This is a genomic window from Priestia sp. SIMBA_032 (assembly GCF_046535215.1).
GTDB lineage: Bacteria > Bacillota > Bacilli > Bacillales > Bacillaceae_H > Priestia > Priestia aryabhattai.
The window spans coordinates 56,239-72,458 of sequence record NZ_JAWRXD010000014.1 but is presented as its reverse complement, the minus strand read 5'-3'; the positions used below and the strand labels follow the sequence as shown (position 1 = coordinate 72,458).

20 protein-coding genes and 2 riboswitches are annotated in these 16,220 nt (G+C 40.5%); of the genes, 4 read left to right on the top strand and 16 right to left on the bottom strand.

What is annotated here, in order from left to right:
• Positions 1-23 precede the first annotated feature (23 nt).
• Together SB717_RS25895 and SB717_RS25890 are read right to left on the bottom strand one after the other, a co-directional pair.
• Positions 24-158: a hypothetical protein gene (locus SB717_RS25895; RefSeq protein WP_410905356.1), complete on the bottom strand. Its 135-nt coding sequence runs from the start codon at positions 156-158 to the stop codon at positions 24-26.
• Between the two features lie 127 nt (positions 159-285).
• On the bottom strand, positions 286-897 hold the full coding sequence (locus SB717_RS25890; RefSeq protein WP_074679584.1) for a transglutaminase-like domain-containing protein: 612 nt from the start codon (positions 895-897) through the stop codon (positions 286-288).
• Positions 898-1,035: 138 nt separating this feature from the next.
• On the opposite strand from SB717_RS25890, the gene SB717_RS25885 reads away from it, so the two are divergent.
• Both SB717_RS25885 and SB717_RS25880 read left to right on the top strand, forming a co-directional pair.
• Positions 1,036-1,668, top strand: coding sequence for a LysE family translocator (locus tag SB717_RS25885; RefSeq protein WP_410905407.1), 633 nt, complete (start codon positions 1,036-1,038; stop codon positions 1,666-1,668).
• A 165-nt stretch (positions 1,669-1,833) separates the two neighbouring features.
• Positions 1,834-1,974, top strand: a complete 141-nt coding sequence (locus SB717_RS25880; protein ID WP_013058226.1) for a hypothetical protein — start codon at positions 1,834-1,836, stop codon at positions 1,972-1,974.
• An 86-nt stretch (positions 1,975-2,060) separates the two neighbouring features.
• Here the strand turns inward: SB717_RS25880 and SB717_RS25875 are convergent, their stop codons facing one another.
• The 3 genes from SB717_RS25875 to SB717_RS25865 form a co-directional block, all read right to left on the bottom strand.
• Positions 2,061-2,474: a DUF5301 domain-containing protein gene (locus tag SB717_RS25875; protein ID WP_074679582.1), complete on the bottom strand. Its 414-nt coding sequence runs from the start codon at positions 2,472-2,474 to the stop codon at positions 2,061-2,063.
• 31 nt (positions 2,475-2,505) lie between these two features.
• Positions 2,506-2,670 (bottom strand): hypothetical protein, encoded by a 165-nt coding sequence (locus SB717_RS25870; protein ID WP_176547866.1) that lies wholly within the window; start codon positions 2,668-2,670, stop codon positions 2,506-2,508.
• A gap of 158 nt (positions 2,671-2,828) precedes the next feature.
• A complete protein-coding gene (locus tag SB717_RS25865; protein ID WP_074679580.1) occupies positions 2,829-3,029 on the bottom strand; it encodes a helix-turn-helix transcriptional regulator in 201 nt (66 codons plus the stop codon).
• 242 nt (positions 3,030-3,271) lie between these two features.
• On the opposite strand from SB717_RS25865, the gene SB717_RS25860 reads away from it, so the two are divergent.
• Positions 3,272-3,448, top strand: coding sequence for a hypothetical protein (locus SB717_RS25860; RefSeq protein ID WP_410905353.1), 177 nt, complete (start codon positions 3,272-3,274; stop codon positions 3,446-3,448).
• Here SB717_RS25860 and SB717_RS25855 read toward each other — a convergent pair.
• The 9 genes from SB717_RS25855 to SB717_RS25815 all read right to left on the bottom strand — a co-directional run bounded on the left by SB717_RS25855 (position 3,426) and on the right by SB717_RS25815 (position 13,872).
• Positions 3,426-3,926 (bottom strand): GNAT family N-acetyltransferase, encoded by a 501-nt coding sequence (locus tag SB717_RS25855; RefSeq protein WP_410905351.1) that lies wholly within the window; start codon positions 3,924-3,926, stop codon positions 3,426-3,428. The two genes, SB717_RS25860 and SB717_RS25855, sit on opposite strands and share 23 nt — an antisense overlap.
• A 144-nt stretch (positions 3,927-4,070) precedes the next feature.
• On the bottom strand, positions 4,071-4,688 hold the full coding sequence (locus SB717_RS25850) for an acetate uptake transporter (protein ID WP_013058231.1): 618 nt from the start codon (positions 4,686-4,688) through the stop codon (positions 4,071-4,073).
• A gap of 142 nt (positions 4,689-4,830) precedes the next feature.
• Complete coding sequence (gene metE, locus SB717_RS25845; RefSeq protein ID WP_410905349.1) at positions 4,831-7,125, bottom strand: 5-methyltetrahydropteroyltriglutamate--homocysteine S-methyltransferase; 2,295 nt, start codon at positions 7,123-7,125, stop codon at positions 4,831-4,833.
• Between the two features lie 150 nt (positions 7,126-7,275).
• A riboswitch (cobalamin riboswitch) is annotated at positions 7,276-7,464 on the bottom strand.
• A 79-nt stretch (positions 7,465-7,543) separates the two neighbouring features.
• Positions 7,544-7,654: riboswitch (SAM riboswitch) on the bottom strand.
• Positions 7,655-7,734: 80 nt separating this feature from the next.
• Positions 7,735-7,986, bottom strand: a complete 252-nt coding sequence (locus SB717_RS25840) for a hypothetical protein (RefSeq protein ID WP_028414722.1) — start codon at positions 7,984-7,986, stop codon at positions 7,735-7,737.
• A 270-nt stretch (positions 7,987-8,256) separates the two neighbouring features.
• Positions 8,257-8,427, bottom strand: coding sequence for a hypothetical protein (locus SB717_RS25835; protein WP_410905347.1), 171 nt, complete (start codon positions 8,425-8,427; stop codon positions 8,257-8,259).
• 137 nt (positions 8,428-8,564) lie between these two features.
• On the bottom strand, positions 8,565-9,944 hold the full coding sequence (locus tag SB717_RS25830; protein ID WP_074679570.1) for a sugar porter family MFS transporter: 1,380 nt from the start codon (positions 9,942-9,944) through the stop codon (positions 8,565-8,567).
• Between the two features lie 150 nt (positions 9,945-10,094).
• Positions 10,095-11,519 (bottom strand): L-arabinose isomerase, encoded by a 1,425-nt coding sequence (araA, locus tag SB717_RS25825; protein ID WP_410905345.1) that lies wholly within the window; start codon positions 11,517-11,519, stop codon positions 10,095-10,097.
• 29 nt (positions 11,520-11,548) lie between these two features.
• Positions 11,549-12,247 carry an L-ribulose-5-phosphate 4-epimerase gene (locus SB717_RS25820; RefSeq protein WP_144644242.1) on the bottom strand — a complete coding sequence of 233 codons (699 nt, stop codon included), beginning with the start codon at positions 12,245-12,247 and terminating at the stop codon, positions 11,549-11,551.
• Entirely contained in the window at positions 12,241-13,872 is a 1,632-nt protein-coding gene (locus SB717_RS25815; RefSeq protein ID WP_410905343.1) for a xylulokinase, read from the bottom strand. The genes SB717_RS25820 and SB717_RS25815 overlap by 7 nt, the downstream gene beginning before the upstream one ends.
• A gap of 337 nt (positions 13,873-14,209) precedes the next feature.
• On the opposite strand from SB717_RS25815, the gene SB717_RS25810 reads away from it, so the two are divergent.
• A complete protein-coding gene (locus SB717_RS25810; RefSeq protein ID WP_410905341.1) occupies positions 14,210-15,316 on the top strand; it encodes a GntR family transcriptional regulator in 1,107 nt (368 codons plus the stop codon).
• Positions 15,317-15,435: 119 nt separating this feature from the next.
• On the opposite strand, the gene SB717_RS25805 is transcribed toward SB717_RS25810, so the two are convergent.
• Positions 15,436-15,813, bottom strand: a complete 378-nt coding sequence (locus tag SB717_RS25805; protein WP_410905339.1) for a hypothetical protein — start codon at positions 15,811-15,813, stop codon at positions 15,436-15,438.
• A gap of 113 nt (positions 15,814-15,926) precedes the next feature.
• Positions 15,927-16,109: a hypothetical protein gene (locus SB717_RS25800; protein WP_310878000.1), complete on the bottom strand. Its 183-nt coding sequence runs from the start codon at positions 16,107-16,109 to the stop codon at positions 15,927-15,929.
• Positions 16,110-16,220: the final 111 nt, after the last annotated feature.

Below are 16,220 nucleotides of genomic sequence, written 5' to 3'. Positions count from 1 at the left end.
GGAGAGATGAGCTGAACCGCTTGTTACACCGCTGTTGATTTCCGTGCAAGACTTCGCTTTCCGCGGGCGGCCGGTGAGCCTCCTCGTTGCTTTCGCTCCTGCGGGGTCTCACCACTTCCGCTGTTCCCGCAGGAGTCTTCGTCTTGCCCTCCCATCACCAGCTAGAAGCAGCCACATACATGAAGCTATCAATAAAAAATCCGAGCGAATTCAATTCTCTATTAAGAGTCTCCATTCATCGTTCGGATCTTCCTTCAACTAAAATACGTTTGTCCCAGCCTCTTTTTATAGCTTGGTAGGCAAGTAGTGCAAATACATATCCAAGCAGTCTTCGTGCTGAGACAACACGTCCATTGTTTCTTTACGAGGTTTTGTATAAATAGTCGCATAGTCTACTTCACCCTGTGCAGGATTTACTGGAAAAGCCAGTTTTTCTTTTTTCAGCGAAAAGTCGGCCTGCACTCTTTCTTTATTTCCTCTTGCGTCTAATCGAATCCATTTCTTTTCACTTTTGATGTAGACAGCATTTAACGCATGAATACAGTAGCCGGTGTCTATTGTGTTTCCAAGTATTAGCCTCTGATAACAAAAGCCTGTTGGAATTCCTTCTGCACGCAGCAGAGCAGCTAATAGATTACACTTGCTGTAACAAATCCCTTCTTTTTCTTTTAAAGCCTCTGAAGCCGTTTTTGTGATGATTCTGCTTTGAATATCCCATGAATGAGAAACTTCATCTCTCACAAACTCATACGCTTTTTTTATGTACGCTAGTGAAGAATGAGGCAAGCCGCTTTTGAGTTCACATACCTTTTGCTGAATCAAAGGATGTGTAAAGTTCACCTCTGGTAGTTCTTGCGTGTAGTCTTCTTTTTCCAACGATTCACAAATTAATTTCATTCACTTTCTTCCTCCTCTATATTCACTACATGTTTTTTTATACATAATATTGAATTTTATTACATAATTTTATATAATGAAAGACCACTTAAACGGAAAACGATAGTAGATACGAGATTGAAAGAGGTTTTGTTTTTGGTGACGTTATTTTTAACAAATGTGCTGCTCGGTCTTTCGATTGCCCTTCCCGTTGGCACGGTGACGATGGAAATGACGAAGCAAGGTTTAAAAAATGGTTTTCTGCACGGTTGGGTTGTTGGACTTGGGGGCATGACGGTTGATTTATTATTAATTGTGCTGCTTTACTCTGGACTGGCTTCTTTTTTATCGGCTCCTTTTATCCAGCTTATGATGTGGCTTATAGGAGCGCTTTTTCTACTCTATATTGGCTATGACAGCATTAGACACGCGGATCATGACATAACGGCTCCTGGAGAACACGTAAAAAAGTCGTTTGCATCTTCTTATGTGAACGGAATCTTTGTTGCCGTTTCTCCTAGCAATCTCATATTTTGGCTGAGCGTATTTGGAACGGTGCTGACAAATTCGCTTCAATCCTCTCACTCTTTTCATTTCCTGCTGATTGCCGCCGGAATATTAACAGGGATTTTAATTCATGACCTGGGCTTAATGACGATTGTCTCCGGAACTAGAAAAGTGCTGAATCAGCTTTATATTAAATGGGTTTCTATTGCCGCAGGATGTATCTTAATCGGTTTTTCATGCTATTTTCTCTACCGATTTATTGAGAATCTGCGCATGTACTTTTAATGTTTCTACATATTTTATGACTTACTATATCCCTCTTTATCTAGTATAGAGAGGGAATTTTTATAATCTATCAGGGACTATCAGACAAAAAGTTCACATTTTCGTCACATTTCTATTGATTTTTTTCTCTTTTTATACGAAAATATAAAAAAGGGAGGAAATATCATGAAAATCAAAAAAGCACTTCGCATCTTTATTGGATCAAACGTTCTTGTATTATTAACATTTGGCCTTCTTCCAGCACTATTAGTTAACCCCGATATTGACCTAATTCAATCATTTATTAATTATATAGGCAAAGATTAATCCTGCTTAAAATAGTCAAAATTTTCAATCTATTGTTTTTATAAAAAAAGACAGCGCAGGCTGTCTTTTTTAGTAGGTTTACACGTTTATTTAGTTGACAACAGCTTTTTCACATCTATTTTTTGGTCTTTACCGATCGTATACGTGGCCTGCTTTTTATCTTTAAAATTAAATGCTTTTATGTACTCATCATCGTAAATCGTTAAGCCGTACGCATCTTTTCCGTTTTCAACGATTTTTACCCAGTAAGACTGGTCAAACTTTGGATCGAGTTCCTTGCTTTTTTTCACTTCTACTTTTGCTAAAGAATGTACGATTTGCTTTATCTCTTTTTTGTCATCTACTACACGTTTTCCTTCGTCCGTATCTATTTCAATACGCGTAACGTTTGCTTCGTCTACTTTCACAACATCTTTTAACTGATAGGCTTTCCCGGTATATGTAAAATAAAATACGACGATAAATAAAAGTGCAGCTATAATAATCGTTCTTTTTTTCAAAAGGAACCTCCTTTTCTATATCACGCTGCATTCACGTGATACACCTTTTTATTCCTCCTGTCCCGCAGCCTTTTAGTAGAATGCTGCTTCCTACAAGTAAACTATAGATTAATCCCGGAACAGGAAGTATTAACGTTATCATCAACAGTAACATGCCCGTACTTGTAAGAGCTACTCCTGCAGCTCGATTTTCCATTCGTTTCACCGCCATCGCTTGGCAAATTTTTTATATGAAGCAATAGAAACAGTATTAATCTTCTACCTACTTATGTATTGTTCGCGTATAAGACAGAATCATCAACACGCCTACTAGAAAGACCGTTGCTTCACATTGTCTTTTTCTTTTTAACTAACTCATGATTTATGAAATAAAAACAGCTCATCTACTGTTGCTCCCAGCTCTTCGGCCAGCTGGAAAGCCAGCGCTAAGCTTGGATCATACTTATTGTTTTCAATTGCATTAATCGTTTGTCTCGATACGCCGCATACTTTTGCCAGTTCATCTTGAGACATCCGCTTGATTTTACGCAGTTCTTTAATTCGGTTTTCCACCATTCATCACTCATCTCTAAAATGTAAAAAACTTTTTACACCCATATCTTATATTATTTCCTTTGTTACTGTCAAATATGTTTGACAAAGCAGAGTCTTTTACATAACTAAAATAGAGGTTGGAACAAAAGTAGGTTAGTTGAAGAACACTGCGAACGAGTTTGATTAAGAATTCACCTCGTGCTAATTTTTTTATGGGTATGGTGAACGTAGGTTTCGTGTATGTTGGTGCTTCTAGCAGATGATTGGAGGGCAAGGCGAAGACTCCTGCGGGGGAAAACGGAACAGGTGAGACCCCGCAGGAGCGCAAGCGACGAGGAGGCTCAGCGGCCGCCCGCGGAAAGCGAAGCCTTGCACGGAAATCATTAGCGGTGTTACAAGCAATTCATAGTAGTAACATTAAAGCTCCTTGCTCATATTAAACCACTGGACGCCTGCATGCTGAGACTCCGCAACTCCTTGATTCACATATCCGTTTTTTTCGTAAAAAGGAATTAATTCTTCTTTACATGTTAAAGTAACCGTTAAGCGCTGGTTGTTCCGCGCTTGTTTTTCAAACTCTTTTAGCAGCATACTGGCAATTCCTTTGTGATGATGCTTGGGATTTACAACGATACCTAAAATGCTTTGATAACCGCCTGTCTCAGGGTTCAAAATCGTTTTTTTAAACAAATCATCCGTAATAAACGGTGCTGAAATGACAGGACCGTTCACATATCCGATTATTTCTTCATTTTCTTCGGCAATAATAAACGTATCAGGAATGGTGTTAATCCGCGTGATAAATGCATCTTTTGAGGCAGCTTCTTCAGGTGTAAAGCCTTTGTTTTCTAACGTAATTAATTGGTTTAAATCTTTTTCATCCACTTTTCTTATAATCATTGAAACGTTTCCTCTCATTATGTATTTCTCTTTTTTCTCTAAAAGCTTCTATTACATATAACTATCTCTTTCTACTATATATAAAAACGCCCAAACAAAAAAGGATTGACCTCTGCATCATACAGAATTCAACCCTACTTCGCTTTTTAATGAACGTCTTGATTATTTGATAAATGCTCCAAATGGCTTGCCCACCGGAAGCACAACTCGACCGTAGTGAGTATTTAATACAGCCGCTGCAGATCCATAAAATGAAAACAGAGCAATCAATAGCTCTGACACTGCTGCTAGTAAGTGCGTGTATTCATATGCCACACCAAATGTACTTAGCGATAATCCAATGAATAAGAAATCAATTAACACAAAAATAATAAATAATACTTTATGAGTGCCCATTGCTCCAACTGTCATAAAAACGCTGAAAATCAAGTAGCCGACAAAAGCGAATGCGAGCTGCTTCGGATCCGCTTCTTTTGCGAGCGCTTCCCCAAATGCTCCAAGCTGAATAAGCCATGTCATAGCTACACCTAGCCAAAATAACCCGAAGGCACCAAAAGCAGTTGCGCCGAAGGTATTATTATGTTTGAAATCTTGCATAGACGCGATTAACTGTCCTATTCCGCCTAAAAAAATCGCCCATGGCAATACCAATGAAACACCATCGGTTACCCCAAGCTTTTGAAACGATGCAACAAGTGTCACCATGGCAAGTCCGAATAGACCTAGCGCTGATGGATCCGCTGTTACAATTTTAACGTGCTGCGTGCTGTTGTTACTCATGTTGTACCTCCCTGATTTTAAAAACACCTTTAAAAAGATACAAAAATCTACGGGAAGTGTCAATGGATATTTTTGGCCTTTAAAAAACCCATAAGACCAAGCAGTGTAGCGTTTACACTGCTTGGTCTTTACTTTCTTGTTATTAAACGTTTTGTAATAAATTTTGTCTGGTTTGTTTTGCAGACTCAACCATCACTTTTAAAGCTTCAACCGTCTCGCTGATTCCTCTTGTTTTAAGACCGCAGTCGGGATTAATCCAAAATAATGCAGGATCAAGTACCTGCAGAGCGCGGTCAATGTTTCGCTGAAGCTCTTCAAGCTTCGGTACGCGCGGGCTGTGGATATCATATACACCAAGTCCGATTCCTTGATTGTACGTATGTTTTTCAAACGCATAAATTAATTCACCGTGGCTTTTAGACGTTTCAATGGAAATCACGTCAGCATCAAGCGCTTTGATCGCATCAATAATCTCTTCGAATTCTGAATAGCACATATGCGTGTGAATTTGCGTCTCGTTTTGCACGGATACAGTGGCTAGCTTAAATGCATACACCGCGGCGTTCAAGTAGCTCTCCCAGTTTTCTCGTTTTAACGGCAGCCCTTCACGCAGCGCCGGTTCATCTACTTGAATCATTGAAATACCCTGACTTTCAAGTGCTTCCACTTCTTTTCTAAGAGCAAGTGCAATTTGATTTGCCACGTCGTAGCGCGGGATATCATCACGTACAAACGACCAGTTTAAAATCGTAATCGGACCCGTCAGCATTCCTTTAACCGGCTTATTGGTTAGAGACTGTGCGTAGACCGTTTCTTTGATCGTCATTGCCTGCTCGTACGATACATCTCCGTAAATAAGCGGCGGCTTCACGCAGCGAGAACCGTAAGATTGCACCCAGCCAAACTTCGTAAACTGAAAGCCTCCTAATTTCTCACCGAAGTATTCGACCATATCCGTACGCTCAAACTCTCCGTGCACAAGGACATCTAAGCCGATGTTTTCTTGAATTTCAATCCATTTTTTTATTTCCTCGCTAATGTACACTTCATATGCTTCATCGCTTAACTCGCCTTTACGCCATTTTAGACGCTCTTTTCGCACTTCTTTTGTTTGCGGAAAGCTTCCAATCGTTGTCGTTGGAAGAAGCGGCAGTTGAAAAGCTTCTTGCTGAACGCGCTGACGTACGTCAAACGGCGCTTGTCGCTCTGCTTTATAGCTGTGCAGCTGCTTCAGCTCTTTTTGCACGTCTTGATGATTTCGAAAAGATGATCCATTTAATGCTTGAATTGCCTGTTTGCTTACACTTATTTCTTCTTCTATTGCTTCTTTTCCTTGCTGCACCGCTTTCGTTAACAGCGTAATTTCCTTCAGCTTTTCATCTGCAAAAGAGAGCGCATTTTTCAATACTGGATCAATCGTCTCTTCATTTTTCACCGTGACAGGAACATGTAGCAGACTTGATGAAGGCTGCAGAATCAAACGGTCTTTTGATACGGCTTCTTCAATTTCACTGATTGTTAAAAGCTGCTCGTCCAAATTTTCACGCCAAATGTTTCGTCCGTCAATCACTCCTGCTGCCAGCACTTTATCAGTTGGAAAACCATATTTATTAAGCGCCGTGAGATTTTCGCCTCGGTCATGCACAAAGTCTAAACCGATTCCTTCAACAGGAAGAGACACGACTTCCTTATAGTAATCAACGCTGTCAAAATACGTTTGCAAAATGACTTTTACATTCGGTGCCGCTTCCTTCAAAGTTTGATAGACTTCTGTGTAAAGCGCCAGGTCTTCTTTTGATAGCGTTGTAGATAAAACCGGCTCATCTATTTGTACCCACTCTACTCCTTCTGCCTGCAGCTCCGCTAAGATAGTTGCATAAAGAGGAACAAATTGTTCAACTACTTTTTTAAACTCACTTTCTTTATATCCTTTTGACAGCTTTACAAATGTTACTGGACCTAAAATAACGGGCTTGCCTTCAATATTCAGCTTCTGTTTTGCTTCTTTGTAAAATTGAAGCGGGCGATTTTCTACAAGTGCCGGCGTACATTCCTCAAGCTCTGGTACGATATAGTGATAATTTGTGTTAAACCATTTTGTCATCGTAGAGGCTACCGCACCTTTTGTTCCTCGCGCGATGTCAAAATACGTTTCAAGCGATACCGGTCCTCCGTCATATTCAAAGCGCTTTGGCACCAAACCAAACATAGCGGCTGTATCTAACACGTGATCGTATAAGCTAAAATCTCCGACTGGAATCAGTTCAATTCCTGCGTCATGCTGTTTTTTCAGATGCCCAAGACGAAGAGCTTCAATTTCCTGTAGAAAGATATCTTTCTCTAGCTTCCCTGCCCAAAACTGCTCAAGCGCTTTTTTCCATTCTCGTTTTTCACCAATTCTTGGATAACCTACATTTGAACTTTTTACACTGCTCATTTTTTCCACTCCCTGTATATTTTTTTATCGATAAACTAAAAAATCTCTCTTTTCGAAATGAAAAGAGAGATGATACGCATACTTAACTAAAGTTGAGATAGTCTGTTTTTCTCAACACGTATTCCTCACTCCTCTCTATATCCCGTAGAGCTTAAGTGCATACAACAGGCAGGTCTCCTGACTTAGGTTCATCGCTTCCTATCCCTTCCCATTTCAGCATGAAACAGTGGTTAATAAGTTGCTCCCCATTACAGTGGCGGGACCGCGCCGGCTTTTCACCGATCTTCCCTTTTAAGCTGCGTACATTCGTTACACAGCACCTGATGCATTTCTATGAAATTGTTCATTCAAAACATATTCACATAAAATAAAAAGCCTCTCTATCACGAATAGAGAGGCATAGTATCTATGAAATCCTCTCTTATTTTTCAAAGCTGTACGCTTTGCAGGATGTAGCACCTTTTCAACAAGATTGTTAAATGGTTGCCGGGCTTCACAGGGCCAGTCCCTCCGCCTCTCTCAATAAGAGTTTTGATTGTTTATAATATTTTGAATGTAGAGTCATCTTAACACCTTACATTTATGTTGTCAAAAGAAATTTCAAAAAAATCAGTTTTCAGGAGGCGTTGACGCTAATTTTTGCCTTAACAATTTGTAATCATCTTTTCGATGTGTTTCGATCAAGTCTTTTGCTCCTTGATGATACCCTGAAGAATAGATGTACTCTACCGCCGTTTCAATAAGCATTCTCTTTTCTTCCGCACACTCTCGGTCCATTAAGGGAAACAGTCTACCTAAAAGGTCATTTAAATCTTCCTTAATAAAACGATTAAGTCCTTCTTGCATCTTTTCGTTTGCCATGATAGCTCCTCCATTTGCTGTGTATGTTCCAAGCCTCTATAAACAGGCATTTCACTGTAAATTTTAAGATAAAGTTAAGTCATTAAACAGTATATCAAGTGAATGTTTTTCTTCAGTTACATATGTAATACAAATATATGACAAATATAGAGAATATATCATCCTTCATTATCTATTATAACGCTTGACTTAACCTTCTGCTACAAGGTTTCGTTAAGAGTTATGTACGGTTTTCCAAAAGAGGTTGAGACATAACGAAATGAATCCACTCTAAAGACACATGGAATACATGAGCTGAATCGCTTGTGACACCGCAGTTGATTTCCGTACAAGACTTCGCTTTCCGCGGGCGTCCGGTGAGCCTCCTCGTCGCATACGCTCCTGCGGGGTCTCACCTGTTCCGCTTTTCCCGAAGGAGTCTGCGTCTTTCCCTCCAATCAACTGCTAGAAGAAACTCAACAGATGAAACCTGCGCTTACCATAAAAAAACGAACCACTAATCAAACACTTTGATCAGTGGTTCGTTTTTCACTTCGGCTACCATACTTTTATCGCAGCCTCTTACATTTAAACAACAATTAGACGTATTTATTACGCTCAACCGGACTTAAAGAATTTCTTTCAGAGCGAGTTGCCATGTCCGTTTCAATTTGTTCTAGGCTACGTCCTTTTGTTTCAACAACTACAAAACGTATGAAGAATAATCCGAGAATACAAATGATCCCGAACGTTGAAAAGATAACGCCCAGACTAAACTGATCAGCTAAAATTGGGAACACAAGCCCTACTGCCAGCGATCCTGTCCAGTTAAAAGCAGATGAAATACCAGCACCGATTCCGCGTACAGAAAGCGGGAAAATTTCTCCTACAATGATCCACGTAAGCGGCGCCCAAGAAAACGCATAGCAAAGGATAAAGCAGCAAAGAGCAATTAACGTAACCCAGTTAACAACGACTTCATTAACGCCTAACGCTCCTAGAATAGCCGGTGTAAAGAATGAAAGAGCCATACCCGCGCCGCCAATCGTAAGAATGGTACGGCGGTTGAATCTATCAACAAACTGCAGAAAAATAAGTGTTGTCACGACGAAGATTACCCCAACAATGACCGTAAAACCAGCAGCTACCTGCGGGGCTAAACCAACTTGGCGAGCAATGCTTGTTGCATAATAAACAATTGAGTTTGAGCCTTGAATCTGCTGAAAAGTTGCCATTCCGACGCCGATAATTAAAGCTAGACGAAACTTTTTCTGAAACAGCTGCTTAATGCCTGATTGTTCATGCACAGCTACGCTTTCAATTTCAGACACTTCAGCTTCGACTTCCACTGCTGAGGGACGAAGCGTGCGCAGCACTTCACGCGCTTTATCTGGCATTCCATTTTTAATTAAGTAGCGAGGCGACTCTGGAAGCTTGATCATACCGATGCATAATACAATTGCAAAAATACCGGCGCTGCCAAGCATTAATCGCCAGCTGTTTGGAACCGGCTCAAAAATAAAGGCTACGATATAGCTTAATAATAATCCAATTACAATCATTAGCTGATTTAAACCTGAAAGCTTCCCGCGAATATTAGCAGGTGCGATTTCTGACATATAGGCAGGAACTAAAGAAGAAGCCGTTCCTACTGCTGTACCTAAAAAGACGCGCGCAATCGTTAACGTAATTTCCTCTGGTGCAATCGCTGAACCGATGGAGCCCAAAAGAAAGATGATCGACGAAATTAAAATTAACTTTCTTCGTCCAAACTTATCGCCTAATAATCCGCTTAAAATGGAACCGATAATTGCTCCTCCCATTAGCGACGAAACCACAATCCCCAGCCAGAGCGGACTCAAATGAAACGCTTCACGGATATGACCTTCTGCACCAGCAATAATCCCAATATCATAACCGAATAAAATACCGGCAAATGAGCCGAAGAAGAAGATAAACTTACTTGATACTTTACTCATGATTATATATCCCCTTTTTGTTGTCTTAGTTTTTCTTTCTATCACAAAATTTAAAACGCTTTCATTTATTTCTAAAAACGGCGTTCTTTTACTAAATTGCGCTATATTTTCACTTCCAAGGAAGCAGCGCTCCCTTGAAAGTAGTGATGCTTACTTAATAATGACGTACTCTAGATCAACAAGCTTTGCATAGCTCACGATTTGATCCGTCGTTAAATTTAATGAAAGAACCGTATGATGGCCTCCTCCGTTTTCAATCCACGCTTTAACGCCGTCTTGGAAGTTCGGCTTAATGTTCCAAAGCACGCGCGCTACCGGAAGATTTGGAGCTGGAACTTCCGGTTCAAATGCCGATACTTCGTTAATTAACAGCTTGTAATGCGTGCCGAAGTCAGCCATGGAAACTACTACGCCTTCTCCTTGTTTACCATCAAACACTAAGCGGGCCGGATCTTCGCGGTTACCGATACCTAGCGGAGAAACGATTAGTTTTGGCTTGTTTACCGCTAGCGTTGGGTCTACTTCAAGCATGTGTGATTGAAGCACTGACTCACGTCCGGGTGCTAATTCATACGTGTAGTCTTCCATAAAGCCCGTTGACTGATTATGGCTCATTACTTTAAGCAAACGGTCAAGCGCGGCTGTTTTCCAGTCTCCTTCACCGGCAAATCCGTATCCCTGTGCCATCAAGCGCTGTACGGCTAGACCAGGAAGCTGTTTCATACCGTATAGATCTTCAAAGTTAGTGGTAAAAGCGCTGTAGCCGCCTTCATCTAGAAAACGTTTAATCGCAATTTCATAGCTTGCCTGTACTTTTACGCTAGATTCCCAGTCTTCTGCAGAATAATCGCCGTAAACAAACTCATACGCGTCGGCATATTCAGTAAATAAATCATTGATTTCTTCTTCCGTAACGGCATTTACATATTGAACAAGGTCGCCAATTCCAAAGTAGTCAACCGTCCAGCCAAATAGAATTTGCGCTTCAATTTTATCTCCTTCTGTTACCCCCACGTTGCGCATATTGTCACCGAAACGCGCGACTTTAATGTTGAAGCTTTCGTTATAAGCAGCGGCTACGTCCATCCACTGTGCAATTTGCTGCTGTACTTCGGGGCGCTCCCAGTAGCCTACTACAATTTTATTTTGCTTGTTCAAACGCGCGTTGATAAAGCCGTATTCACGATCACCGTGAGCGGACTGATTCAAGTTCATAAAATCCATATCAATCGTTTCCCAAGGAATACTTTCGTTAAATTGTGTTGCCAAATGAAGCAGCGGTTTTTGCAGTAACTTGGTACCGCGAATCCACATTTTTGCAGGCGAGAACGTATGCATCCACGTGATTACACCGGCAACTTCATCTCGGTAATTCACTTCTTTCATCATGCTTGTAATCGTATCAGCACTCACAGCTAAATCTTGCAGAACAATCGGATAAGGCAAGACACCGCTTTCATTTAAAGCATCAGTCATTGTTTGCGCGTGTGCTTTTACTTCTGCTAGCGCTTCTTTTCCGTAAAGATGCTGTGAACCAACAATAAACCAAAATTCTTTTTGAACTGTTTTTAACATGATAATCCCCTTTTCTGTATGTAAGTCTTTTACTGTCCTTGCCCGTAATACGCGTTTTGTCCGTGTTTTCGTAAATAATGTTTGTCTAATATGCGCTGAGGCAGCTCTTCAGCCAGTCCGTTTAATTTTTGAGTAAAGAAATTCATTTTGGATACTTCGTCTAATACGACGCTGTTCATTACCGCCGTTTTAGCATCTTTTCCCCACGTAAACGGTCCGTGCCCTTGAAGTAGAATACCAGGAACCGCTAACACATCTAAGCCACGCTCTTCAAATGTTTCGATAATCACCTTGCCTGTTTCCACTTCATATCCGTCATTTACTTCTTTTTCTGTCAAAAAGCGCGCGCACGGTACGGAACCATAAAAGGTATCGGCATGAGTCGTTCCCATTGCCTGCACGTCGAGTCCTGCTTGAGCCCAAATGGTCGCCCACGTTGAATGCGTATGAGCAATACCGCCAATTTGCGTGTAATGTTTATAGAGTACGGCATGTGTCAGCGTATCAGATGAAGGATTAAGCTCACCTTCTACCACGCGACCATCTAAATCAACGACTACCATGTCTTGCGCCGTCATTTTCTCGTACGTCACGCCGCTTGGTTTAATCACAAACAAACCGCTGTCTCGATCAATCGCACTTACATTTCCCCACGTGTACTTGACCAGTCCGTGTTTTGGCAAATCGACGTTTGCTTGAAATACTTCTTCTTTTAATTTATCTAGCACACTAACTCCTCCCGTTCTTCGCTGTGGTGCTCTGCAGCTGCTTTTTCAATCACTAGCCCTTTTTTATATCTTTTAATAAATGCTTCAAACCCTTTTACATCGAGCTCATCAGGATAGATTTCTTGTGCGGTCACTTCTTTAAAAACTTTATCATCCAAGAAATCTTCTAAACTTTCATTCTCATTTTTATTGAGCATATAAGAAGAAAGAATAGCCATGCCCCACGCGCCGCCTTCTCCTGCTGTGTCCATGACGGAAACCGGGGTATTAATTGCCGCTGCCATCATTTTTTGACCGACTACCGGCGTTTTAAATAACCCTCCGTGCGCTAAAATGCTGTGAATCTTTACGTTTTCTTCTTTAACTAAAAGATCCATCCCTATTTTTAAAGCGCCAAAAGCTGTAAAAAGATGTGTACGCATAAAGTTTGCTAGATTAAAATTGCTTTTTGCTGAACGGACAAATAATGGACGTCCACTTTCTACTCCGGTAATATTTTCACCTGAGAAATAGCCGTAGCTAAGCAAGCCCCCTCCATCAGGATCAGCTTCTAACGCTTTATTTAACATCACTTCGAATAATTTATCCGACTCTACTTTTTGTCCCATCGCCTCTGAAAATTCGCGAAACAATCCGAGCCAGGCGTTTAAGTCGCTTGAGCAGTTATTCGCATGAACCATGGCAACTGGACTGCCGTTTGGCGTGGTAACCAAATCAATTTCCGGATAAACGTTTGAAAGCTTTTTATCTAGTACAATCATCGCAAAAACGGACGTTCCTACTGAAACATTTCCCGTGCGCTTTCTTACGCTGTTTGTCGCCACCATTCCCGTTCCCGCATCTCCTTCTGGAGGACAAAACGGAATGCCCGGCTGCAAATTTTTTGATTGATCTAAAATGCTGGCTCCTATCGCTGTTAATGTACCTGCTTGCTCTCCTGAAGTATGAACTGCAGGCAGAATATCTGATAGTTGCCACGGATATCCTTTGTAAGAAATAAGCTCATCAAACTGCTTCATCATATCTTCACTATAATTTTGCGTGCGTTCATCAATTGGAAACATCCCTGAAGCGTCTCCAATGCCAAGCGATTTACTGCCTGTCAGCAGCCAATGAATATAGCCGGCTAGCGTTGTCATGTAATCAATGCGCGGCAGATGTTTTTCTTGATTGATGATTGCCTGATACAGATGCGCAATGCTCCATCGTTCAGGAATATTAAATTGGAAATGTTCAGTTAATTCTTTTGCTGCTGCACTTGTTGTTGCATTACGCCACGTTCGAAACGGAACAAGCAGCTCACCCGTTTTATCAAACGCCATATATCCGTGCATCATAGCTGAAACGCCGATGGAGCCAACTGTTCGGATGGTGATCCCGTAGCTTCGTTCCACTTCTTGCTTCATTTCACGGTAAGCACTTTGCAGACCTGTAATAATATCGAGTAAGTTGTACGTCCAAAAACCGTCTTCTAAGAGATTTTCCCATTCATAACTGCCCGATGCGATCGTTTCAAAGTTTTCATCGATCAGCACCGCTTTAATACGAGTAGATCCAAGTTCAATTCCAAGGGACGTTTTCCCTTTAGCAATTGCTTGTTTTATGCTTTCTTGAGTTGTTTTCACGTTTAATCTCCTTTCTGATAGCTATAACAATACCTATAGCAGTAAGGAAGCGCTTTCCGTTTTATGTAACGCTGTTTGAATTTGTTAACAACTTAAGTATATTTATTTGTACGTACATTTGTCAATATAAAAATTATATATGCACACAAATACTTAAAACATCCTACTCTTCCCTTCTTAAACTTTTAAAAAATCGGATCTACCCCTTAAATCATTCTCCTTTCGATTAAAAATCAAGGAAATCTTTTCATTTATTCACGTTCATGATAAAATATGTCCATACAAATTTTACACATAAAAAAAGTTGAATGTATACAACTACGAAAGAAGTGAAAACATGAAGCCAAAATATCAGGTGATTATTGAGGATATAAAAAGCAAAATTCTTTCAGGCGATTACAGCATGGGCGAACAAATCCCGACTGAATCGGTCATGCAAGAAACGTATGGTGTCAGCAGACATACGGTTCGAAAAGCCATTTTAGAGCTGTCGAATGAAGGATTTTTAAGAAGCGAAAAAGGATCTGGCACCTATGTAAGCAATCAGTATCAATCAAAAACTAGCGGGGCTTCTGCCAACAAAACAATCGGTGTAATTACTACGTATATTTCCGACTATATTTTCCCTTCGATCATTCGCGGAATTGAAAGCAGATTAAATAAAGATAATTATTCGCTGCTGCTGGCGAGCACGAATAATGATGTGGAACAAGAAAAAAAAGCATTGGAAATGATGCTTTCCTATGGAGTAGACGGCTTAATTGTTGAGCCTACAAAAAGCAATTTGTACAATCCAAACATCTCGTATTATTTATCATTCAAAGAACAAGACGTTCCGTTTACCATGATTAATGCCTATTACGAAGAATTGAACGTTCCGTTTTTTTGTCTAGACGACGTTCAGTCAAGCTACCTTGCCACAAATGAATTAATTTCAAAAGGACATACGCAAATTGGGCTCATCGCAAAAATGGATGATCTTCAGGGAAAGTACCGAATGAAAGGCTACATAAAGGCACTCGGTGAAGCAAAACTCCGCTTTCAGCCTGAGCATATTTTGTCTTTTAACACCGAAACAAAGCTCGATTTGTACGCTAATTTAAAAACGTTTCTTACTGAAAATCAAGAGGAAATGACGGCTCTTGTCTGCTATAACGATGAAGTAGGATTAGAAGTCGTAAATGTATGCAGACAGCTCGCTATTTCCATTCCGGACAAGTTGTCAATTATTGGTCAAGACAATTCCTACATCGCTAAAAATGCGACCATTAATTTAACAACGTTAACCCATCCGCAAGAACAAATGGGACACGACGCGGCGGATTGGATTATTAAAAAGCTGCAGGGCAAAAAAGAGTTGCCAAATGAAACCTACTATCAGCCGGTGTTAGTTGAAGGAGAAACGATTAAAGAATTAACTGCAAAGCGCGATGAAGTTCGTTAAGAGAAGGCTTCTTTAGGGGTCTATAAAACTTCTTATTGTTTACGAAAAAAGTGACGGTTGGGGAGAAAAAGTAAATAGTCTATCAAAAAGCGACCTCTGCTTGTCAAAGGTCGCTTTTACTATTTCTTTGATTCTTTGATACGGTCAAGATAATGCTTCGCATGAAGCAAACCAAGATTTTTTTCTTTGCGTATGTATTTAATAGCCTGAACGTCACTTCGGCCATTCATCATCATCAAATTGACTCTGTTTTCAAAAGCCTCGTCTTTCTCTATTTCTAGCTGCTTCCACTCTTCCTCTAAATCACGTTTAGGGGTTTTGAGCAGGAATACCACTAGTATAACAAGAACGCTACTTGTGGTGATATAAAGCCACAGCCAATCGAGAAACCAGCTGTTGATCACATTGATTATGATGAGAACAGTGAAGCAAGAATACAGCCTTGTTTGATACTTACTCCCCTTGGTTGAATCTATTTTATTAAAAAATATCCCCACGGTCAGCCTCCTTTTAGCATTTCATTGGCGCTTTTTTCTATTAATCTCTCGTGATGCAAACCGCCGCTTCTTTTTACCTGATGATGACGCTTTTGGTCGTACCCTCGCTTGTCTCATAGCTTCCCGAACTGTTGGTTGCTGCCAGTCACTTGTATGCTGCCGTAATCATGATAATCCTTGTTCGAAGATAGAAGCGTTTGGTTTGTACCTTTATAAACGACATTTACGATACTGAGAATAAGGAGAGCAAGGATTGCCAGCCAGCAGATGGTTTCTGCTGCCTTGTTTTTTGCCATAGTTGTTCTCCCCCAGAAGTTAAATCTGTGCATATCATAAAAGAAATACATACCATATAAATTACCATTTCATCTAAAAAATATCAATTAATCATCCGTGAGGAAACTAAA